Origin of the sequence: Streptomyces sp. 3N207 (genome assembly GCF_052246355.1) — a bacterium.
In the GTDB taxonomy this organism is placed as follows: Bacteria; Actinomycetota; Actinomycetes; order Streptomycetales; family Streptomycetaceae; genus Streptomyces.
The window spans coordinates 218,131-237,869 of record NZ_JBQQBV010000010.1; the positions used below are offsets into that span (position 1 = coordinate 218,131).

The 19,739-nt window shown below is 70.1% G+C and carries 17 protein-coding genes; 7 read left to right on the top strand and 10 right to left on the bottom strand.

Annotated elements, in window-relative coordinates:
- Positions 1–166 precede the first annotated feature (166 nt).
- Positions 167–1,411, top strand: a complete 1,245-nt coding sequence (locus ACTWP9_RS17950) for a PP2C family protein-serine/threonine phosphatase (protein ID WP_443247187.1) — start codon at positions 167–169, stop codon at positions 1,409–1,411.
- 109 nt (positions 1,412–1,520) lie between these two features.
- Here ACTWP9_RS17950 and ACTWP9_RS17955 read toward each other — a convergent pair whose 3' ends face one another.
- Positions 1,521–2,048 carry a DUF5994 family protein gene (locus ACTWP9_RS17955; protein ID WP_443247188.1) on the bottom strand — a complete coding sequence of 176 codons (528 nt, stop codon included), beginning with the start codon at positions 2,046–2,048 and terminating at the stop codon, positions 1,521–1,523.
- A gap of 301 nt (positions 2,049–2,349) precedes the next feature.
- Between ACTWP9_RS17955 and ACTWP9_RS17960 the strand changes: the two genes are divergently transcribed.
- The 3 genes from ACTWP9_RS17960 (at position 2,350) to ACTWP9_RS17970 (ending at position 3,461) form a co-directional block, all read left to right on the top strand.
- Positions 2,350–2,925: a DUF5994 family protein gene (locus tag ACTWP9_RS17960; protein WP_443247189.1), complete on the top strand. Its 576-nt coding sequence runs from the start codon at positions 2,350–2,352 to the stop codon at positions 2,923–2,925.
- A 5-nt stretch (positions 2,926–2,930) separates the two neighbouring features.
- On the top strand, positions 2,931–3,077 hold the full coding sequence (locus ACTWP9_RS17965) for a hypothetical protein (protein WP_443247190.1): 147 nt from the start codon (positions 2,931–2,933) through the stop codon (positions 3,075–3,077).
- Between the two features lie 123 nt (positions 3,078–3,200).
- Positions 3,201–3,461 carry a hypothetical protein gene (locus ACTWP9_RS17970; RefSeq protein ID WP_443247191.1) on the top strand — a complete coding sequence of 87 codons (261 nt, stop codon included), beginning with the start codon at positions 3,201–3,203 and terminating at the stop codon, positions 3,459–3,461.
- Between the two features lie 148 nt (positions 3,462–3,609).
- On the opposite strand, the gene glnA is transcribed toward ACTWP9_RS17970, so the two are convergent.
- The gene (gene glnA / locus ACTWP9_RS17975; protein WP_443247192.1) at positions 3,610–5,025 is read right to left on the bottom strand and encodes a type I glutamate--ammonia ligase; all 1,416 of its coding nucleotides are present in this window, start codon (positions 5,023–5,025) and stop codon (positions 3,610–3,612) included.
- Positions 5,026–5,420: 395 nt separating this feature from the next.
- Between glnA and ACTWP9_RS17980 the strand changes: the two genes are divergently transcribed.
- Positions 5,421–5,891, top strand: a complete 471-nt coding sequence (locus tag ACTWP9_RS17980; RefSeq protein ID WP_443247193.1) for an RDD family protein — start codon at positions 5,421–5,423, stop codon at positions 5,889–5,891.
- A gap of 97 nt (positions 5,892–5,988) precedes the next feature.
- On the opposite strand, the gene ACTWP9_RS17985 is transcribed toward ACTWP9_RS17980, so the two are convergent.
- The 4 genes from ACTWP9_RS17985 to lipB all read right to left on the bottom strand — a co-directional run bounded on the left by ACTWP9_RS17985 (position 5,989) and on the right by lipB (position 9,167).
- A complete protein-coding gene (locus ACTWP9_RS17985; RefSeq protein ID WP_443247194.1) occupies positions 5,989–6,678 on the bottom strand; it encodes a DUF4191 domain-containing protein in 690 nt (229 codons plus the stop codon).
- Between the two features lie 149 nt (positions 6,679–6,827).
- Complete coding sequence (locus ACTWP9_RS17990; protein WP_443247195.1) at positions 6,828–7,016, bottom strand: hypothetical protein; 189 nt, start codon at positions 7,014–7,016, stop codon at positions 6,828–6,830.
- A gap of 207 nt (positions 7,017–7,223) precedes the next feature.
- Positions 7,224–8,165 carry a lipoyl synthase gene (lipA, locus tag ACTWP9_RS17995; protein ID WP_443247196.1) on the bottom strand — a complete coding sequence of 314 codons (942 nt, stop codon included), beginning with the start codon at positions 8,163–8,165 and terminating at the stop codon, positions 7,224–7,226.
- A 150-nt stretch (positions 8,166–8,315) separates the two neighbouring features.
- Positions 8,316–9,167: a lipoyl(octanoyl) transferase LipB gene (gene lipB / locus ACTWP9_RS18000; protein WP_443247197.1), complete on the bottom strand. Its 852-nt coding sequence runs from the start codon at positions 9,165–9,167 to the stop codon at positions 8,316–8,318.
- A gap of 249 nt (positions 9,168–9,416) precedes the next feature.
- On the opposite strand from lipB, the gene ACTWP9_RS18005 reads away from it, so the two are divergent.
- Positions 9,417–11,138 (top strand): regulator, encoded by a 1,722-nt coding sequence (locus ACTWP9_RS18005; protein WP_443247198.1) that lies wholly within the window; start codon positions 9,417–9,419, stop codon positions 11,136–11,138.
- 57 nt (positions 11,139–11,195) lie between these two features.
- Here ACTWP9_RS18005 and ACTWP9_RS18010 read toward each other — a convergent pair whose 3' ends face one another.
- On the bottom strand, positions 11,196–12,455 hold the full coding sequence (locus ACTWP9_RS18010; RefSeq protein ID WP_443247255.1) for a sensor histidine kinase: 1,260 nt from the start codon (positions 12,453–12,455) through the stop codon (positions 11,196–11,198).
- A 340-nt stretch (positions 12,456–12,795) separates the two neighbouring features.
- Between ACTWP9_RS18010 and ACTWP9_RS18015 the strand changes: the two genes are divergently transcribed.
- On the top strand, positions 12,796–15,135 hold the full coding sequence (locus ACTWP9_RS18015) for an MMPL family transporter (protein WP_443247199.1): 2,340 nt from the start codon (positions 12,796–12,798) through the stop codon (positions 15,133–15,135).
- A gap of 63 nt (positions 15,136–15,198) precedes the next feature.
- Here ACTWP9_RS18015 and ACTWP9_RS18020 read toward each other — a convergent pair whose 3' ends face one another.
- Genes ACTWP9_RS18020 through ACTWP9_RS18030 form a run of 3 tightly spaced genes read right to left on the bottom strand, consistent with a single transcriptional unit; the run spans position 15,199 to position 19,737 of the window.
- Positions 15,199–16,662, bottom strand: coding sequence for an APC family permease (locus tag ACTWP9_RS18020; protein WP_443247200.1), 1,464 nt, complete (start codon positions 16,660–16,662; stop codon positions 15,199–15,201).
- Positions 16,662–18,251, bottom strand: a complete 1,590-nt coding sequence (locus ACTWP9_RS18025; RefSeq protein WP_443247201.1) for a GMC family oxidoreductase — start codon at positions 18,249–18,251, stop codon at positions 16,662–16,664. The genes ACTWP9_RS18020 and ACTWP9_RS18025 overlap by 1 nt, the downstream gene beginning before the upstream one ends.
- A 19-nt stretch (positions 18,252–18,270) precedes the next feature.
- On the bottom strand, positions 18,271–19,737 hold the full coding sequence (locus ACTWP9_RS18030) for an aldehyde dehydrogenase family protein (protein ID WP_443247202.1): 1,467 nt from the start codon (positions 19,735–19,737) through the stop codon (positions 18,271–18,273).
- Positions 19,738–19,739 lie beyond the last annotated feature (2 nt).

Genomic DNA, 19,739 nt, shown 5'->3' on the forward strand with positions numbered 1-19,739 from the left:
GTTCGCCGACTTCCCGAGTGACAACCTGCCCGAGTGTCGTGCGGGAGGGTTCGCTGCGATGCTGGTCAGTGGCGGCGGAAGTCCCATGCAGTACCGGGACAGGAGTCCTGGGGAACACAGGGGTTGCGGCCGGGAAGGGAATCTCCGGCAGAGGTTCGAGGTACCGATGACAGGACGCGGGCATGGCGAGGGCAGATCTGCGGTGGACCTGTCCGAGGGATTCGGCGAGCGGCTGCTGGGGCAGCTGCTGGACCGGGCGCACGAGATGCCGCCCCAGCTCATCGCTCCGCTGGTGGCGGAGGAAGTACGCAGGATCGGTGGCCGGGAGGTCTCGATCCTTTTGCAGGACTACGAGCAGCGCGAACTGGTGCACCTCCCGGGCAGGGGGCTCACTGTCGGCAAGACGCTGCCCATCGACGGTACACGGGCCGGTGAGGCGTTTGTCCGCAAGACCACTGTCGAGGACGAGCAGGCCGACGGCGTACGCATGTACCTGCCGCTCCTGGATGGCAGCGACGAGGTCGGGGTCATGGCATTCACCCTGGACAGCGTCGAGGACGACGACCGCCGGCTGGCACGGCGGCTGGCCGGACTGGTCGCCGACATGCTGGTCACCAAGAACAGCTACACGGACCGGTACACCCAGGCACGGCGCCGTGGACTCATGAGCGTCGCCGCGGAGATCCAGTGGTCCCTGCTGCCGCCGCTGGCGATGAACACCCCGCAGGTCGCCGTGGCCGGAGCCCTGGAGCCCGCCTACAACGTCGCGGGCGACAGCCTTGACTACGCGCTCAACGACGACATGCTGCACCTTGCCGTCATCGACGCGATGGGCCACGGCCTGAACGCTTCCGTGCTGGCGACCGTCGCGGTGAGCGCCTACCGGCACGCCCGCCGGGCCGACGTGGGGCTCGCGGAGCTGTACACGTTCATGGACACCGCCATCGACCAGCAATTCGGACCCGACCAGTTCGTCACGGCACAGATGATGCGCCTGGACGTAGGGACCGGCCAGTTGCAATGGGTCAACGCCGGCCACCCGGAGGCGCTGCTCATCCGCGGCAACAAGGTCATCCGGCGCCTGGAGAGCGAGGGCACGCTGCCCGTCGGCTTCGGCGGCGTCACCCCGCTGATCAGCACGACCCAGCTCCAGCAGGGCGACAGGGTGATGTTCTACAGCGACGGCCTCGTCGAAGAACACAAACGGGGCGAAGAGCAGTTCGGCGAACAACGCATGATCGACGTCCTCGAACACGTCAGCGCCGTCACCGAAGACGTACAGGAGACGGCGCGCGTCCTCTCCCACACCCTGATGCGGGAACGCGGCGGCACCACCAGCGACGACGCGACCCTCTTCCTCGTCGAGTGGCGAGGCGGCACCGCAGACCACCTGGCCACCGTCGCCATCTGACGTCGGACGCCGCGACCGGTCCGGGCTCGTAGGAGCTTCGAAGTCCAGGGCAGCACTGGGCAAGCGCTTGCGACCGACCCGACAGAGAGAGCCGGACCCCAGGAGAGCGTCAGGTCGAGTCGCCGCCCCGCTGTTCTGTGCGACCGCGTTCCGCGGGATTCGAGTGTGCGGGATTGGTGCTGGTGTCGATGAGGATCTGCTCGGCCGTGGTGATGTTGTCGGCTCGTACGGCCTGGGCCATCGCGGCGCGTGCCGCGTCCGGCGTCGCCTGTGGGGGAACGACCAGGAGGGAGAAATGATCCCTGTCGCCCCGAGTGATGAGGACGGTGTCGTCACCGACCGGGAAGGAGTCGAGGTGCACGACCCGGTCGTCGATGATCAGTCGCGTCGGCAGTTCCTCCCAGGCACTCGCGTCCAGTCCGACGCGGGTGATCGGCCCGAGGTGCCGACTCAACTTGGTGATCAGACGGGGTAGTTCGGCAGCGATGTCACGGGAGCGCGGCCACCATGCGCCGTCGAGGATCCCCTCGCGAAGCCGTGTCGTCTCCAGCCTGAGAAGCGCGGTCCCGGGCTTCACCGAGTGGTGGAGCGCGTCCGGCAGGAGCCTCGGAGGATGTGGGGTGTCGGAGTCGGCCATGGTGAGTTCCCTCGATGGGGCTCGACGTCTTCGCCGGACAGCCTGTGACAAACCGCTGGGGTCGCCACCGCACACTGTGTCGGCAATTCCACCGTACCCTTGTGCCGGCCCGCGGGCTCGTCCGTGAGGCCGGGTGCGGCCGCATTCCTGAGAAATCGGTGGTCGCGGGGCATCCGGCCTGTCGACCGGAGTAGTGTGAAGAGACCGGGAGTACTTCGCACACCGGCTCCCGCGCCGGTGCCGTTCCCGGCGAGTAACAACACCGGGAACTCGAAGACGAGCCCGGAGGCAGGCGCGCGCCATGACCGCGACCACCGAAACCACAGTCACTGATGAGCGCGTCTCCCCGCCACCGGCCCGCTTGTCCCTGACCCCCGCGGACGCGCCTCCGGGGCTCCTGGACGGCGCCTGGTGGCCCCGGTCCCGAGATCTCCTCCGCGAGTTGCCCGCTCTGACAGCAAGGCTGGACGTGTGCTGGGGCCGGATCACCCGTGTCACGGTGAACCCGACTCACTGGCCAGTGATCCCACGGAAGGTGCCCGTCGCCGGGCACACGGTGGGCGTGGGCTGGTTCAGGGAAGAGCAGGACCCACACAAGTTGATATTGCTCTCCTACACCGCCGAACGTGGACGCTGGGATCTGCTGGTGATCCCGCCGGAAACCACTGCGGCCTCCGCTGCCAGGCTGATGTCCGCCGCAGCCGTCCCGGGGAGCCTCCTCACCGCCACCAGGCTGATGGATGACGAGGTCAAGATCCGCGACGCCGCTGAGGAGCGCGGCCGGACATCGGAGTGGGACGCCGAGGGCGGGGCTGCGCCCCCGCGCAGGCTCTCGATCGGGCTCCCGGCCTCCGCCCGCGAGACCTTGGGGAGGTGAAAACAGTGGACCCTCTTGTCACCACAGCTGTGATCATCGCAATGATCACCCTGGGAGTTCTGCTGATCCACCGGCTCAACGCCCAGCACGACCGACGGATCGCGGCCTTCCACTACAACGCCGCTGAACATCACGACGGGAACCGCGAGTGACCCCTACTCTTCTCTGACCAGGGCGCGTCTGACCGGGCGTGGGTGCGACGCCGAGGCGGCGCGCCCCGACAGGTCACACGGATGCCTCTGACTCCCATGTCAGCCAGATGAACGAGGGACACCATGAAACCAGCGGAACCAGTGCCCTCGGCCGGACACGCCGAGGTTCGAATCGTCGCGGCGTCCCCGGCGACGGCACGTCAGGTGGCAGAGGTTCTCCGGCGCTGCTTCGGCTCCACGGAACAACGCAGCTATCCCGTCGGCCAGGAGGGCGGGACGCGTCTCCACTTCACTGTGGACACCACGCAGACCGCCGAGCCCGCCCGCTCCTGGCTGTTGACCAGTGAGTCCTCGGACGACAACCGAACACAATCGGACGAGTGAGGCATCACCTTCGGCCCGTTGGTTCCGGGAACGGCACTGCAGGAACGGCTGAGGGCCGCCACCCCGGGGAGGGGTGGCGGCCCTCAGCATTGTTGCTGACGCCCCGTCAGCGAACCGGGCTCCCTCACAGGCAACCCGACCCCGCGGTTTAGATGTCGAAGTACAGCTCGAACTCGTGCGGGTGGGGGCGGAGCTGCATGGGGGCGATTTCGTTGGTGCGCTTGTAGTCGATCCAGGTCTCGATCAGGTCGGAGGTGAAGACTCCGCCGGCCTGGAGGTACTCGTTGTCGGCCTCGAGGGCTTCGAGGACGGCGGGGAGGGAGGTGGGGACCTGGGGGACGTCGGCGTGCTCTTCGGGGGCGAGCTCGTAGAGGTCCTTGTCGATCGGCTCGGCGGGCTCGATCTTGTTCTTGATGCCGTCCAGGCCCGCCAGGAGGAGGGCGGAGAAGGCCAGGTAGGGGTTGGACGAGGGGTCCGGGGCGCGGAACTCGACGCGCTTGGCCTTCGGGTTGGAGCCCGTGATCGGGATCCGCATCGCGGCGGAGCGGTTGCGCTGGGAGTAGACCAGGTTGACCGGGGCCTCGAAGCCGGGGACCAGGCGGTGGTAGGAGTTCACCGTCGGGTTGGTGAAGGCCAGCAGCGAGGGGGCGTGGCGCAGGATGCCGCCGATGTAGTAGCGGGCGGTGTCCGAGAGGCCCGCGTAGCCCTGCTCGTCGTAGAAGAGGGGCTCGCCGCCCGTCCACAGGGACTGGTGGACGTGCATGCCGGAGCCGTTGTCGCCGAAGATCGGCTTGGGCATGAAGGTGGCGGTCTTGCCGTTGCGCCAGGCCGTGTTCTTGACGATGTACTTGAACAGCATCAGGTCGTCGGCCGCGGCCAGCAGCGTGTTGAACTTGTAGTTGATCTCCGCCTGGCCCGCGGTGCCCACCTCGTGGTGCTGGCGCTCGACCTGGAGACCGGCGCGGATCAGCTCGGAGGAGATCTCGGCACGCAGGTCGGCGAAGTGGTCGACCGGCGGGGCCGGGAAGTAGCCGCCCTTGTAGCGGACCTTGTAGCCGCGGTTGCCGCCGTCCTCAAGGGCGCCGGTGTTCCAGGCGCCGGCCTCGGAGTCGATCTCGTAGAACGAGCGGTTCGCGGTGGTCTCGAAGCGGGCGCTGTCGAATACGTAGAACTCCGCCTCCGGGCCGAAGAACGCGGTGTCGGCGATGCCGGAGGAGGCGAGGTATGCCTCGGCCTTCTTGGCCACGTTCCGCGGGTCACGGCTGTACTGCTCGCCGGTGATCGGGTCGTGGATGAAGAAGTTGATGTTGAGGTGCTTCTCGGAGCGGAACGGGTCCACACGCGCGGTCGACAGATCCGGGACCAGGGCCATGTCGGACTCGTGGATGGCCTGGAAGCCGCGGATCGAGGAGCCGTCGAACATCAGGCTCTCGGCGGGGTCGAATGCCTCCGCCGGCACGGCGAAGTGCTGCATGACGCCGGGCAGGTCGCAGAACCGGACGTCGATGTATTTGACGTCGTTGTCCGCGATGTACTTCTTAGCCTCGTCGGCGTTCTGGAACATCCATCCTCCTAGTCCCGCCGCGTCGGGACGGGCTTGCTCCGGCTCCGGGTGCGGGCACGATGTGCCGCACGCCTGGTGGCCGACCTTAAGCAGGGGCCATTTCTCCAGCATGACCCATCTGTTTCGCCGATGTTAACCACCTGGCTGGAGGGGTGGCGGATAACCGTACGGAGCCCCACTGTTACGGTCGGTTTGCGTCCTGCTTGCGGCCTGCTTGTCAGGTGTTCAACCGGTTACCCGGAGCCACGGGAGAGACGGCGAGCCATGGCGTTCGTACGGCGTACAGCGGTTCGTCTACGCCGTACGAGCCGATCCGGCCGGACAGCCGTATACGGGCCGGCCCAGGAGCCGTACGGGCCCGTCCCCCGCGAAAACCGGCGCGATACCGTTGTCGGGTGGACAACAGGGACGCAATCGGGTCGTGGCTGTCAGGACCGCGCGCCGCGGCGGAGGAGATGGGAGCCGACTTCGGCTACCGCGGCAAACGGCTCGGCCTCCCCGAGGAGGGTCCCGGAGCCATCGCGCCGTTCGGACGGCGGATCGGCGCGCTGTTCATCGACTGGGCACTCTCGGCCCTCATCGCCTTCGGGCTGCTGGCGGGGCGCCGCATCGAGGCCACCAACAACTGGGCGCTGGTCGTTTTCCTCGTCATGAGCCTGCTGACCGTCGGCTCGGTCGGCTCCACACCGGGCAAGCGGCTGCTGGGGCTGCGCGTGGTCGCCCTGGACGGGCTGGAGAAGCTGCCCGTGTGGCGTGCGGCGGTGCGCACGGTGCTGCTCGGGCTCGCCATCCCCGCGTTCATCTGGGACCGCGACAACCGCGGGCTGCACGACCGGCTCTCAGGTGCGGTCCAGGTGCGGATCTGAGCTCTGAGCCAGGCCGCCGGACTGCAAGCGAAGCCGTCGGACAGAAAGCAGGGTGGGGCTCCCTAGAGGGAGCCCCACCCTGCTTCGCGTACGGCGGTCAGCGGCCCTGCGGGCCCTTGGGGAGCTTCATGCCCTTGGGCATCGGACCCTTCGGGATCGGCATGTTGCTCATGAGGTCGCCGAGCGCGCGGAGCCGGTCGTTGATCTGGGTGACCTCGCCGCCCTGGAGCGTACGGGGGAGCTTCACGATCTTGACGCGGAGCTTCTTCAGCTCGACCTGGCCCTCGTCGGTGCCGACGACCAGCGTATGGACCGGTACGTCGCCGACGACGCGGTTCATCTTCTTCTTCTCGGACGCCAGCAGTCCGCGCAGCCGGTGCGGGTTGCCCTCGCCGACGAGCACGATGCCCGCCTTGCCGACCGCACGGTGGACGACGTCCTGGCTGCGGTTCATCGCGACGGCCGGGGTGACCTGCCAGCCGCGTCCGATGTTCTCCAGCACGGCGGCCGCCGCTCCCGGCTGGCCCTCCATCTGCCCGAACGCGGCCCGCTCGGCGCGCCGTCCGAAGACGATCGCGCAGGCCAGCAGGGCCAGAAGCACGCCCACGATTCCCGCGTAGATCGGGTGATCGATCAGAAGGCCGATCGCGAGGAGTACACCGAAGGTGACAAGCCCCACGCCGGCCAGGATCCAACCGATCTTCCGGTCCACGCGCCGGGTCATCTTGTACGTCTGAGCGATCTGCTTGAGCCGCCCAGGGTTCTCGGTGTTGTCCTTCCTCGCCATGCGATGAAGTTTACGTGGGAGGGCGGACGGACCGCTGCGCGGCCGGGGGTACGGGGGTTGCCCCCGTAAGACAGCAGCGCATGGGAGGGCAGGCCGACCCACCGCGGCAGCCGGAGGTGCCGGTCCCGTTCCTCCGGGGGTGGCCCGGCTCAGGTGCGGGAGGTCAGTAGTGTGCGGCGGTCCGATGCGGCGTTCAGTACGGTTTCCGCCTCGTGCCGGGCCCGGGCCCGGCGGCGGTCCTCCAGGACCGCCGTCCACGCGTTGCGCCGGGCGACCCGCTGCCCGTTGCCGAAGAAAAGGTGCTCCAGACCTTCCAGTGCCCACAGGGTGGTCCGCACTGTCGTCCCCTCCGTCAGTCGTCCGTCTGAACCGGGCGCCCGCCCGCACAGCAGGAAGCTGCGCTCAGCCAGGAGGCTGCGTGCGCGATAAGTGGTTTCAGCGTTACGCATTGGTGTTACCAGGCGATGACCGGAGGGTCAAAGTCCACGGAAGCCTGTGCGGCGAAGCTCACTCTCCGCCTCGCCGCACAGCGCCGTGCTGACGCTTCAGGCGGCGGACGTCGTGCCCGTACGGCGGGCCTCGACGGCCTGCTGGTAGAGGCGTCCCGCGCGGTACGAGGAGCGGACGAGCGGGCCGGACATCACGCCCGCGTAGCCGATCTCATCGGCCTCCTGCTTCAGCTCGACGAACTCCTGCGGCTTCACCCAGCGCTCCACGGGGTGGTGCCGCGGGGTGGGACGGAGGTACTGGGTGATGGTGATCAGCTCGGCGCCGGCCTCATGCAGGTCGCGCAGAGCCTCGCTGACCTCCTCGCGGGTCTCGCCCAGGCCCAGGATCAGATTGGACTTGACGACCAGACCCGCCTCGCGGGCGCGGGTGAGGACCTCCAGCGAGCGCTCGTAGCGGAAGCCGGGGCGGATGCGCTTGAAGATGCGGGGCACCGTCTCGACGTTGTGCGCCAGCACCTCGGGGCGGGAGGAGAAGACCTCCGCGAGCTGGTCGGGTTCGGCGTTGAAGTCGGGGATCAGCAGCTCGACGCCGGTGTCGGGCATCAGTCCGTGGATCTGGCGCACCGTCTCGGCGTAGAGCCAGGCGCCGCCGTCCTCGAGGTCGTCGCGGGCCACACCGGTGATCGTCGCGTAGCGGAGCTCCATCGTGCGGACCGATTCGGCGACGCGGCGGGGCTCGTCACGGTCGAGCTCGGCGGGCTTGCCGGTGTCGATCTGGCAGAAGTCGCAGCGGCGGGTGCACTGCTCGCCGCCGATCAGGAAGGTCGCCTCGCGGTCCTCCCAGCATTCGAAGATGTTGGGACAGCCCGCCTCCTGGCAGACCGTGTGCAGGCCCTCGCTCTTGACGAGGTTCTGGAGGGCGTTGTACTCGGGGCCCATTTTCGCCCGGGTCTTGATCCACTCGGGCTTGCGCTCGATGGGGGTCTGGCTGTTGCGGACTTCTAGGCGGAGCAATCGCCGGCCGTCAGGCCTTGGCATTGACTGCCCGTCGGGTGCGACAGCGGACACGTCCGGCTCCCTACGTACTTTCGATTCAGCGGCGGGTATCAGCCTACGCCTGCGGTTTATGGCTTGCGTACGGGCCGGAGCCCAGGAAACACCCTGGCCGACCCTTGGTGGGGACCGGGCTCAGACCGCGCGGGGCATCGGGGTCGCGGACTCCAGCACCTCGCGCAGGTGCTTCTCCATCAGAGGAAGCACCTCGGAGACGGGAACATTCCTGCCCAGCTCGTCGGAGAGCGAGGTGACGCCCGCGTCGCGGATACCGCAGGGGACGATCCGGTCGAAACCGGTTGTGTCCGGGTTGCAGTTCAGCGAGAAGCCGTGCATGGTCACGCCCTTGGCGACGCGGATGCCGATCTGTGCCAGCTTGCGGTCCTCACCGCGCTGGCCGGCGTTGGAGGGCGCGTACTCCGGGCCCATCAGGCGTGGGTCGTAGTCCTCCTGGTCCAGCCGGGGGTCGAGGTCCAGCGCCAGACCCGACGACGGCCGCTCCCCGGCTCTGGCGGGCTTCTCGACGGCGTCGCCCAGCACCCACACCCCGCTGCGGCCCTCCACCCGCGTCGTCTCCAGGCCGAGCTCGGCACAGGCGCGGATCATGGCCTCCTCGAGGCGACGGACGTGCGCCACGACGTCCACCGGGCGCGGCAGCTTGAGGATCGGATAGCCGACGAGCTGGCCCGGGCCGTGCCAGGTGATCTTGCCGCCGCGGTCGACGTCCACCACGGGGGTGCCGTCAAGCGGGCGCTCGTTGTCCTCGGTACGCCGCCCGGCCGTGTAGACCGGGGGGTGCTCCAGCAGCAGACAGGTGTCGGGGATCTCGTCGGCGAAGCGGGCCGCGTGCACCCGCTTCTGCTCCTGCCAGGCGTCCAGGTAGTCGACGGCGTTGTCGCCGAATCCCAGGTGGACAAAGCGGAGTTCGCCGTCCGCCGGACCGTCCACCAGACCGTCCGCCGGACCCTCCAGCCGGGGTTCTCCCATGCCTTCTCTCCTTCGTAAGCCCGCGCCGTACGCCTGCGCACACCCAGTGGCGGGCTGCTTCGCGCTCGCGCCCTCAGCCACTGTACGGCCGTCGCACTCCGTCCCCGCAGGTGGCTGCCCCCTCACACGTACGGATGAATGCGCGACGAAGGGGGCGAACGATGTACGAGGGACCGTTACATTCGCGCCGTTCCAGCAGGGCGCCCCGGCGTCTGACACAAGCCGTGAGGGCAGGAGACCGTAGACCTGATGACGATGGAACGACCTGGGGAGTCCGTGAACGACGCGGCCCAGCCATCCCAGCAGCGCATCCCCAACCGCCAGCTCGCCGCCCTGATCGCCGAGGCGGGCTTCTCCAACGCGGGCCTGGCCAGGCGCGTGGACCAGCTCGGCCTCGAACACGGTCTTGACCTGCGATACGACAAGACATCGGTGACCCGGTGGCTGCGCGGCCAGCAGCCCAGGGGCACCACGCCCGCGTTGATCGCGGAGGTCTTCACCCGGCGCCTGGGGCGGCGGCTGACGGCGCAGGATCTCGGCCTCGACGCATGCGCGCCGGTGTACGCGGGGCTGGAGTTCGCGGCGACGCCCGCCGAGGCGGTGGACATCGTCAGCGGATTGTGGCGTAAGGACTCCGGAAGCCATGCGGAGCTGCGGAAGATCGCCTTCACTCCGGCGGGGCTCGTGGTGCCGAGCCGGGACTGGCTGATCGGTCGGGCGGACGAACGCGTGGCGCGCGGGCCGGAACCGGACAGCCCGGGCAGCCCGGCCGGCCCCGGTTCCGGCAGCGGATCGACGAGCTCGGGGCCGGGACCGGGGCAGTCCGCACCCGGTGCCGCCGCCGGTATGGGCGCGCCCCGCGGACAGGGCCTCGGCCCGGGGCACGGCCCCGGACCCGGTCACGGACCAGGCCACGGGCACGCCGCAGCGGGTGCGGGTGCGGGCGGCGTGGGGCACGGCGGCGGGCTGCGGGTCCCGGCACAGGCCCGGGTCGGCGGCGGTACGGGCGTGACCAGGCCGCCGTCGCTGGCCGCCGCGCGGCTGGACCGGGTGGAGCGTGGGCCCGGACAGCGGGTCTCCGGCGGCGACGTGGCGGCGCTGCGTTCGGTGTGCGAGCTGTTCCGCGCGCTGGACCACGCCTACGGCGGCGGGCACGCACGGCAGGCCCTCGTGCGGTATCTGGAGCACGAGGCCGAGCCGATGCTGCGCGGCGTCTACGGGGAGCAGTTGGGCAGGCGGCTCTTCGCCGCTGCGGCGGACCTGACCCGGCTGGCCGGCTGGACCTCGTACGACATCGCCGCGCACGGGCTGGCGCAGCGCTACTTCGTACAGGCCCTGCGGCTGACCCAGGCGGCGGGCGACCGCGCGTTCGGCGCCTATGTGCTGGTGACGATGAGCAGGCAGGCCGTCTATCTGGGGCACGGGCGCGAGGCGGTGCAGCTGGCCCGGGTCGCCCAGCAGGGCGTGGGCACCTCGGTGTCGCCGGCGGTCCAGGCGCTGCTGCACGCGGCGGAAGCGCGCGGCCACGGGGTGCTGGGCGAGGTGCGGGCCTGCACCGCGTCGCTGGCCCGCGCCGAGCGGGCGCTGGAGGCCGCCCGGCCCAGCGAGGATGTACCCGCCTGGGCGAGGTTCTTCGACGAGGCGCAGCTGGCCGACGAGTTCGGGCACTGCCATCGCGACCTCCAGCAGTACCGCGCCGCGGCGCAGCATGCCGAGCGCTCGCTCCAGCTGCGCGGCGCCGGGTTCGCTCGCAGCCGGCTGTTCTGCCGCGTGGTGCTGGCCACGGCGCGGCTGGGGCTGGGCGAGATCGATCAGGCGTGCGCGCTGGGCGCCGAGGCGGCCCACCAGGCGGCGGAGATGCGATCCGTACGTGCTCACGAATACGTACGGGATTTCGAGCGGCGGTTGGAGCCGTATCGGGATGCGGCGGCCGTTCGGCAGTACCGGGAGAAGGTGTCGGCGCTGGTGTGAGGGTGTTCTGGGGAGGGGGTGCGCATCCCCTCCCCCTGCGCTGTGGTCGCGCACGCCTCAGGTGGGGCGGCAGGGGATCTCCATGGTGACCATGGTGGGGCCGCCCGGCGGGCTGCTGACGGCCAGGATGCCGTCGAACGGGCCCAGTCGGCGCTCGATACCGGCCAGGCCCGATCCGTTGGAGACATCGGCGCCGCCCTGCCCGTCGTCGGTGACGGATATGCGGAGCATGCCGCCCGCGTCGTATGTGTAGTGGATGTCCAGCCAGATGTGTTCGGCCGCCGCGTGTTTGACCGCGTTGGTGAGGACCTCGCTGACCGCGAAGTAGGCGGCCGATTCCACCGGTTCGGCGAACCGTCCCGGTAGTTCGACGTCGACCTCGACGGGCATCTGCATCCGCAGGGCGAGGGCCTCCGCCGCGTCGCCCAGGCCGCGCTCGGCGAGCACCGGCGGGTGGATCCCGCGCACCAGGTCGCGCAGTTCGGTCAGCGCCTCCGCCGAGGACTCTCTGGCCTGCGCGATGAGCTGCTTGGCCTTGGCGGGGTCGTGCTCGATCAGGGCCTCGATGGTGCCGAGGCTCATGCCCATGGCGACCAGCCGCGCCTGCGCGCCGTCGTGCAGATCGCGCTCGATGCGGCGCAGCTCGGCGGCCGAGGTGTCCACGGCGTCGTGCCGCGTCTCGTACAGCTGCTCCACCCGCTGGGCGAGGAGGGCGCCCCTGGTGGGGGCCAGCAGTCCGCGGGCCAGCTGGAAGTGGGCCGTGAGCAGATACGGGTTGGCGTAGCGGGCCAGGAGCAGTACGAAGCTGCCGAGGGCCGCGCACTGCACCGCGTCGCCGAAGGTCTCGACGTGGATGAAGCCGTACCAGTAGTCCCCCGCGACGGCGCGCCACACGCCCGCGAACATCACCCAGCCCTCGATGCCGTAGCCGATCAGTGCGACCGGCAGCAGGGCGAGGACGAAGCCGAAGACGGCGTCGGTGATCAGCCAGATGAAGTCCCGCCAGGTGGCGGGGTCCTTGAGCAGCAGTACGCAGCGCTCGACGTGCCCCGTCACTCCGTGCGGGCCCGGCGGCAGCGGCCGATAGGGAGTGAGGACGCTCAGGCCCGCCCACTCGCCGGCCAACGCGCGCCGCTGGTCGGCATGCATCCGCACGACGTACAGCAGCCACGGGGTGGAGAAGAGACCGATGCCCAGCAGCGTCAGCACGAGCGAGACCAGCGTCGTCACGAACAGGGCCAGGGAGAAGCCGATGGAGAGCACCATCAGCACGAGGCCGCGCCCAGCCGCCAGCAGCGATGCCGCCGGGCTGCCCATACGGGGCCGCGGCACGGCCGACCACTCCGCGCCGTCGGTCCGCATCGTCGCCGTCCCCTTGACCCCAGTCACCACTCGCCCCCAGCTCCGTCATCCTCCGCTGCCCGATTTCCGGGTCACCGTGCCAGTCTGCGCTCTGCCGCCCGCCCGTGCACTGGTCCGGGCTACCGTCCCGTAGGTAGACCTAGCACCACCGTCCGGCTCTCCTTTTGCTTCTCCGGCACGGGTGTTCGCGCCTCCGCGCTACGGGTGCTCGGCGGCTGTGGCCGTCGGCCCGCCGTTTCTAACGTCGTTGCTGCCCGGCAAGGCCAGGCCGACCGACGGAAACGGGGAGAGCCCGATGCACAGACCACCCACACCCATCCGCACTGGAACGTCCGCCCGGACGCCCCGCCCGGGGCTTGCCGCGCGGCTCGGCGGCTGGAGCACCCGGCACCGCAAGACGGCAGTCTTCGGCTGGCTGCTCTTCGTCGTACTCGCCGCGACGCTCGGCGGGATGGCCGGGCTGACAGAGCCCACCGACAGCGAGCAGTCCGTACGGGACTCGGCGCGGGCGACCGCCATCCTGGAGGACGCCGGGATCGAGGAGCCGCCGACCGAGTCGGTGATGGTCTCCAGCACCGGCAAGGGCGGCTGGCGGGCGACCGCCGACGAGGTCACCCGCGCCGTCGAGGACACCGGCCGGGTCAAGAACGTCCGCGACCCCCTCCCCTCCCGGGACGGCAAGGCGGGCCTGATCGGCTTCGAGATGCGCGGCGACCCCGAATCGGAGGACGAGAAGCCGATCAACGAGGTCATCGACGCGGTCGGCGAGGTCCGCGATGCGCACCAAGGTGACGGCATCGAGATCCACCAGTACGGCGAGGCCAGCGCCGAGAAGTGGCTCGGCAAGATGCTCGGCGAGGACTTCGCCAAGGCGGAGTGGACGGCCGTTCCGCTGGCGCTGGGCATCCTGCTGGTGGCCTTCGGGGCGCTGGTGGCCGCGCTGCTGCCGGTGGCGCTCGCCATCACCGCGTTCGTCGCCGCGAACGGCATCCTCGCGCTGGTCTCCAGCCGGCTGCACATGGAGGAGACGACCAACTCGGTGATGCTGCTGATGGGGCTCGCCGTCGGCGTCGACTACTGCCTGTTCTATCTGCGGCGGGAGCGGGACGAGCGGGCTGCGGGACGGGACGCGGAGACCGCCCTGCGGATCGCCGCGGCCACCAGCGGCCGTGCCGTACTGGTGTCGGGCGTGACGGTGATGGTGGCGATGGCGGGCATGTTCCTGTCGGGCCTGCTGCTGTTCAAGGGCTTCGCCGTAGCAACGATCCTGGTCGTCTTCATCGCGATGCTCGGCTCGGTGACGATCCTGCCCGCGCTGCTGTCCTGGCTGGGCGACCGCGTCGACAAGGGCAGGGTTCCCTTCTTGGGCGGCCGCAAGCGGGACCGCGCCGCCGGGTGGCGCAAGCCGGCCGGCCGGGTCTCCGGGGCGCTGCTGCGCCCGGTGCTGGCGGCTCCGGGGCTGTTCGCCGTACTCGCCGCCGCGGCGATGCTCGTACTGGCCGCACCGGCGCTCGGGATGAAGACCGAACAGCTCGCGCTGGACAAGCAGATGCCCAAGGGCGCCGAACTGCGGGTCAACGCCGAGAAGATCGCCGAGACCTTCCCCGGCGGCCCGGAGCCCGCCCGGGTCGTCCTCAAGGCCGACGATGTGCGCTCGCCGGAGGCCCGCGCGGCGCTCGCGGACTTCAAGGAGACGGTCCGCAAGGACACCGAGCACTTCGGGCGGGGCGTCGAGACGGCCGTGCACGCCGAGGAGAACGTCGCCGTCATCGACGTACCGCTGGCGGGGAACGGCACCGACGACACCTCACTGGCCGCACTGGACGTCCTGCGCCATACGGTCGTCCCGGACACGCTGGCGCCGGCCGCCGCCGGCGGGCAGGTCTATGTCACCGGGGAGCTGGCGGGCTCCAAGGACTTCAACGACCAGCTCAAGGACGGCATCGTGCCGGTGTTCGTCTTCATCACCGTCGTCACCTTCCTGCTGATGCTCGTCTGCTTCCGCTCGGCGCCCATCGCGCTGGCGTCGATCGTCCTCAACCTGCTGTCGGTCGGTGCGGCGTACGGGGTGATGACGGCGGTCTTCCAGCACGGCTGGGGTGCCTCGCTGTTCGGGACGGAGGCGGTCGGCGCCATCGAGTCGTGGATGCCGCTGTTCGTACTGGTCGTACTGTTCGGCCTGTCGATGGACTACCACGTCTTCGTGGTCTCCCGGATCCGCGAGGCGAAGGACCGGGGCATGAGCACCCGGGAGGCCATCCGCGACGGAATCCGGGCCACGGCCTCGGCGGTGACCGGTGCGGCGCTCATCATGGTCGCGGTCTTCTCGGTCTTCGCGACGCTGTCGATGCAGGACATGAAGCAGATGGGCGTCGGCCTCGCGGTGGCCGTCCTGCTGGATGCCACCGTGGTGCGGATGGTGCTGCTGCCCGCCGTGATGATGCTGCTGGGTGAGCGGAACTGGTATCTGCCGCGATGGCTTCGCTGGTTGCCGCGGATGGAGCACGGCGAGGCTGTGCTTCCGGTTGCCGCCTCGCATCTGCCCGCGGGGGCGACGCCGCTGGACGCTTGGGGCGCGGGGCCCTACGGGCAGCCGCCGCAGCTGGGGGACCGGCCCCCGGAGCACGTCCGGTAACCAGGACGGCGGTCCCTGGGCGGGCCCAACCTGGATGCCCACGATTGCCCTTACCGCACCCCCTCAGCGTTGCGGAATCGCATCGCCTGAGGGGGCGTCGCCGCGGCCGTAGTGGTGGGTGGTGAACATGTACAGCAGCCCGGTGGCCAGGACGACACCGCCGCAGAGGAGGACGATGTAGTTGGAGTACCAGGGCTCCTCGGGGGTGCGGGCCCAGCAGATGTTGACGATGGCGAAGATGCCGTAGGCCAGGGCCGTGCTGTTGACCAGCAGTCCCCAGCGGCCGAGCTGGAACTCGCCGGTGGCGCGCCAGCCCTTCAGCCGGGCCCGCAGCGCCGCGAGGACGACCATCTGGAACGAGCCGTAGATGCCGAGGATGGCGAACGAGACGATCTTGGTGAGGGCGTCCTCGGAGACCAGCGAACCGAACGCGATCAGGCCGGGGATGACGGCCGCCACCAGCAGCGCCACCTCGGGCACGGCCCGCTTGTGCGAGAAACGGCGCAGCAGCTTGTGGCCGACGACCATCCGGTCGCGGGCGTAGGAGTAGATGAGACGGCCCGCGGCGGCCTGGAGGCTGATGGTGCAGGAGAGGAAGGAGATGAGGACGACGGCCATCACCAGCCGCGCCCCGAACTCGCCCATCGCGTCGAAGAGGACGTTGACGACCGGATCGGTGTCCTTGCCCGAGATCACCGCGCCGTAGTCGGTGACGGACAGCAGCAGCGAACCGCAGGTGAAGGTGGCGGCAGCGCCGCCGACGTAGATGGTGCGGCGCATCGCCTTGGGGATGACCAGGCCCGGGTGCGCGACTTCCTCCGCGGTGTCGCCGCAGGCCTCGAAGCCGTAGTACTGGTAGAAGCCGATGATGGCGGCGGCCAGGAAGACCGGGGCGTACGAGCCGTCGCCCTGGGTGCCGTGGGTGTCGAAGATGACGCCGAGGCCATGGTGGCGGTGGGTGACCAGCAGATAGACGCCGACGATGAGGGCGCCGACCAGCTCCGCGCTGAAGCCGATGAGGGCGGCGAGCGACAGTGCCTTGGTACCGGCGTAGTTGATCAGCGCGGAGACGAGGATGAGGATGACGGTGCAGATCACCGTGGTGTGGACGCTCGAGTCGAAGCCGAAGAGGATGGCGATGTAGGGACCGGCGCCGTACGCGACGCTGGTGATCGTCACCAGCAGCGCCCACATATAGACCCAGCCCGTCATCCACGCCCACCGCATTCCCCACAGCCGCCGCGCCCACGGGTAGACGCCGCCCGCGATGGGGAACTGCGCGACGACCTCGCCGAAGACGAGCGCCACCAGGAACTGGCCGCAGCCCGCCAGCAGGAACGCCCAGATCATCGGCGGCCCGCCCTCGGCGAGGGCCGAGCCGAAGAGGGTGTAGGTGCTCACCACGGGCGAGAGGTAGGTGAAGCCGAGGGCGAAGTTCGCCCATGGGCCCATCTCCTTGCGGAACTCCGAGCCGGGGACGAAGTCGTCGCCGGCCACGTCCGACCGGGGCTGCTGGGGCTGGTCCATCAGCGCTCGCCGCCCTCGGGCTGGGGTCCGGGGCGCCCGGTGATCAGGTCGGCGGCGCGTTCGGCGACCAGCAGCACGGTCACCATCGGGTTGATGGTCGGCATCGTGGGGAAGACCGAGGCGTCGATCACCCGCACCCCCTCCTGGCCGCGCAGCCGCAGCAGCGGGTCGACGACGGCCATCGGGTCCTCGGCGGCACCCATCCGGCAGGTGCCCGCCGGGTGGTAGACGGTGTGCGCGACGCGCCGCCCGTACTCCGACAGTTCGGCGTCCGAGTTCAGACCCGGGCCCGGGGCGATCTCCCGCTTCAGCCAGCCGCGCAGCGGCGCGGTGTTCGCCACCTCGCGGGCCAGCCGCAGCCCGTCGACGATGGTGCGCTCGTCGTGCCCGTCCGGGTCGGTGAAGTAGCGGAAGTCCAGCGCCGGGTGGACGGCCGGGTCGGAGCTGCGCAGCCACAGCCGTCCCACGGAGCGGGCCCGGGGCACGTTCGGCGTCATGCACACGCCGTACGGGGGTGTGGGGTAGCCGAGGCGTTCGGTGTTGACGGTGAACGGCACCTGGTAGAAGTGCCACATCAGGTCGGGGCGGGGCTGACTGCTGTCGCGGCGTACGAACAGCCCGGCGTCGGAATCCATCGCGGAGTTCGGCGGCAGCGGCTCGTGAGTCTCCCAGACGATCACCGACTCGGGGTGGTCGAGCAGATTCTCGCCCACGCCCGGCAGGTCGGCTGTCACCTCGATGCCGAGCGCTCGCAGTTCGTCGGCGGGGCCGACACCGGAGAGCAGCAGCAGCCGCGGGGTGTCCACGGCCCCGGCGCACAGCAGCACTTCGCGCTCGGCGCGCACGGTGCCGGTGGAGCCGTCGGCGTACCGCACCCGGACGCTGGTGAGCCGGCCCGCGCCGTCGGGCACCAGTTGATAGGCCCAGGTCTCCAGCTTCATCGTCAGATTGCGCCGCCGGTCCATGATCGGGTGGAGGTAGGCGACGGAAGCGGAGGAGCGTTGGCCCGTGGCCGGGTCGTAGGCGAGGGAGAAGAAGCCGGCGCCGTCGGCAAAGGGGCGGCGGTTGAAGTCCTCGACGACGGGCACGTGCAGCGCGTCGGCTGCGGCGGTCACGAAGTCGCGGGCGATGGGGTTACGGTCGTCCTCGCCGACGGGGACGATGTTGTTGCGCAGCCGCTTGCGGTACGGCAGGACGGTCAGCGGGTCCCAGCCTGCGCAGCCCCGCTCCACCCACTCGTCCAGATCCTGGGGAAAGGGGAGGAAGCTGATGAGTGTGTTGTGCGAGGAGCAGCCGCCCAGCACCTTGGCCCGGGAGTGCACGATGTACGAGTTGCCGCGGGGCTGTTCGGTGGTGGTGTAGCCGTAGTCGTACTCCGACTCCAGCAGGTTGATCCAGTTGCGCAGCCGCAGCACCCGCTCGTCGCCGACGTCGCTGGGCCCGCCCTCGATGACGCACACTCGGCAGTCGGGGTCCTCGGTCAGCCGGGCCGCCAGCACGGAGCCGGCCGTGCCGCCACCGACGATGACGTAGTCGTAGCCGCTCTCGGTGTTCCCGGGGTTGTCCGGGTTCTCTTCGGGTCCGTTCATGCTCGCCTCACTCGCCCGCTCAGCCCTTGAACCAGCCGGAGGGGGCCGGTGAGAGGTTCTGGTAGATGTGCTTGGCCTCCTGGTACTCGCGCAGCCCGGTCGGCCCCAGCTCGCGGCCGATGCCCGAGCGGCCGAAACCGCCCCACTCGGCCTGCGGTACGTACGGGTGGAAGTCGTTGATCCAGATCGTGCCGTGCCGCAGCCGGTTGGCCACCCGGTGGGCGCGGCCCGCGTCGCTCGTCCACACCCCGCCGGCCAGCCCGTAGCGGGTGTCGTTGGCCAGCTCGACCGCCTCGTCCTCGGTGCGGAACCGCTCGACGGTGACGACGGGGCCGAAGATCTCCTCCTGGACGATGCGCATGGACCGGTCGCAGTCGGCGTAGACGGTCGGCAGCAGGAAGTACCCGTTGGCCAGTTCGGGATCGTCCGGCCGGCGCCCGCCGGTGACCAGCCGGGCACCCTCCTCGCGGCCGATCTCCAGATAGCCCTCCACCTTCGCACGGTGTTCGGCGGAGCTGAGCGGGCCGGACTCGGTCATCGGCTCCAGACCGTTGCCGAGCCGGATGCCGGCGGCCCGGGCGCCCAGCGCTTCCACGAACTCGTCGTGGACGCCCTCCTGCACCAGCAGCCGCGAACCGGCCGAGCAGACCTGGCCCGAGTGGAGGAAGGCGGCGTCCAGCGCGTAGTCGAGCGCGGCGGTGAAGTCCGCGTCGTCGAAGACCACGTTGGGGTTCTTGCCGCCCAGTTCGAGGGCGAGGTTCTTCACGCCGGGCGCGACGCTCTCCATGATCCGCCGACCGGTCGCCAGCCCGCCGGTGAAGGAGACCAGATCCACCTCGGGGTGGCTGGTCATGGCCGCACCGACCGTGCCGCCCGAGCCGAGCACCAGGTTGGCGACCCCGGGCGGCGCCCCGGCCTCCGCGATGAGGCGGATCATGGCGATGGTGGACAGCGGCGTCGTCTCGCTGGGCTTGAGCACGAACGTGTTGCCGGCGACCAGCGCCGGGGCGACCTTCCAGGATGCCTGGAGCAGCGGATAGTTCCACGGCGCGATCAGACAGCAGACCCCGACCGGGTTGTAGACGACGCGGCTGAGCACGTCGGGGGCGACGTCCACCACCCGGCCGCCGTCCTTGCCGGCCAGCTCCGCGAAGTAGCGGAAGGCGTTCGCGACGTCCACGATGTCGAGGCGGGCCTCGGTGAGGGTCTTGCCGGTGTCGAGGGTCTCGGTGCGGGCGATCTCCTCCTGGTCGCGCAGCAGCAGTTCGTGCACGCGGTAGAGGACATCGGCGCGCTGCCGGGTGGGAGCCGCGGACCAGTCGGCCCGCTCGAAGGCGCGCTTGGCGGCGCGTACGGCCATGTCGACGTCGGTCTCGTCCGCCTCGTCGACGGTGGTGATCACGGAGGCGTCGAACGGGTTGATCACGTCCCGCCGCCCGCCCGCGGTGGCCTGCCGCCACTCCCCGTCGATGAACAGCTCCGCCATCG

Coding starts and splice junctions, on each gene's coding strand:
- ACTWP9_RS17950 (WP_443247187.1), top strand. CDS start 167: ATGACAGGACGCGGGCATGGCGAGGGCAGATCTGCGGTGGACCTGTCC.
- ACTWP9_RS17955 (WP_443247188.1), bottom strand. CDS start 2,048: ATGGCCGACTCCGACACCCCACATCCTCCGAGGCTCCTGCCGGACGCG.
- ACTWP9_RS17960 (WP_443247189.1), top strand. CDS start 2,350: ATGACCGCGACCACCGAAACCACAGTCACTGATGAGCGCGTCTCCCCG.
- ACTWP9_RS17970 (WP_443247191.1), top strand. CDS start 3,201: ATGAAACCAGCGGAACCAGTGCCCTCGGCCGGACACGCCGAGGTTCGA.
- glnA (WP_443247192.1), bottom strand. CDS start 5,025: ATGTTCCAGAACGCCGACGAGGCTAAGAAGTACATCGCGGACAACGAC.
- ACTWP9_RS17985 (WP_443247194.1), bottom strand. CDS start 6,678: ATGGCGAGGAAGGACAACACCGAGAACCCTGGGCGGCTCAAGCAGATC.
- lipA (WP_443247196.1), bottom strand. CDS start 8,165: ATGCCAAGGCCTGACGGCCGGCGATTGCTCCGCCTAGAAGTCCGCAAC.
- lipB (WP_443247197.1), bottom strand. CDS start 9,167: ATGGGAGAACCCCGGCTGGAGGGTCCGGCGGACGGTCTGGTGGACGGT.
- ACTWP9_RS18005 (WP_443247198.1), top strand. CDS start 9,417: ATGACGATGGAACGACCTGGGGAGTCCGTGAACGACGCGGCCCAGCCA.
- ACTWP9_RS18010 (WP_443247255.1), bottom strand. CDS start 12,455: ATGGGCAGCCCGGCGGCATCGCTGCTGGCGGCTGGGCGCGGCCTCGTG.
- ACTWP9_RS18015 (WP_443247199.1), top strand. CDS start 12,796: ATGCACAGACCACCCACACCCATCCGCACTGGAACGTCCGCCCGGACG.
- ACTWP9_RS18020 (WP_443247200.1), bottom strand. CDS start 16,662: ATGGACCAGCCCCAGCAGCCCCGGTCGGACGTGGCCGGCGACGACTTC.
- ACTWP9_RS18025 (WP_443247201.1), bottom strand. CDS start 18,251: ATGAACGGACCCGAAGAGAACCCGGACAACCCCGGGAACACCGAGAGC.
- ACTWP9_RS18030 (WP_443247202.1), bottom strand. CDS start 19,737: ATGGCGGAGCTGTTCATCGACGGGGAGTGGCGGCAGGCCACCGCGGGC.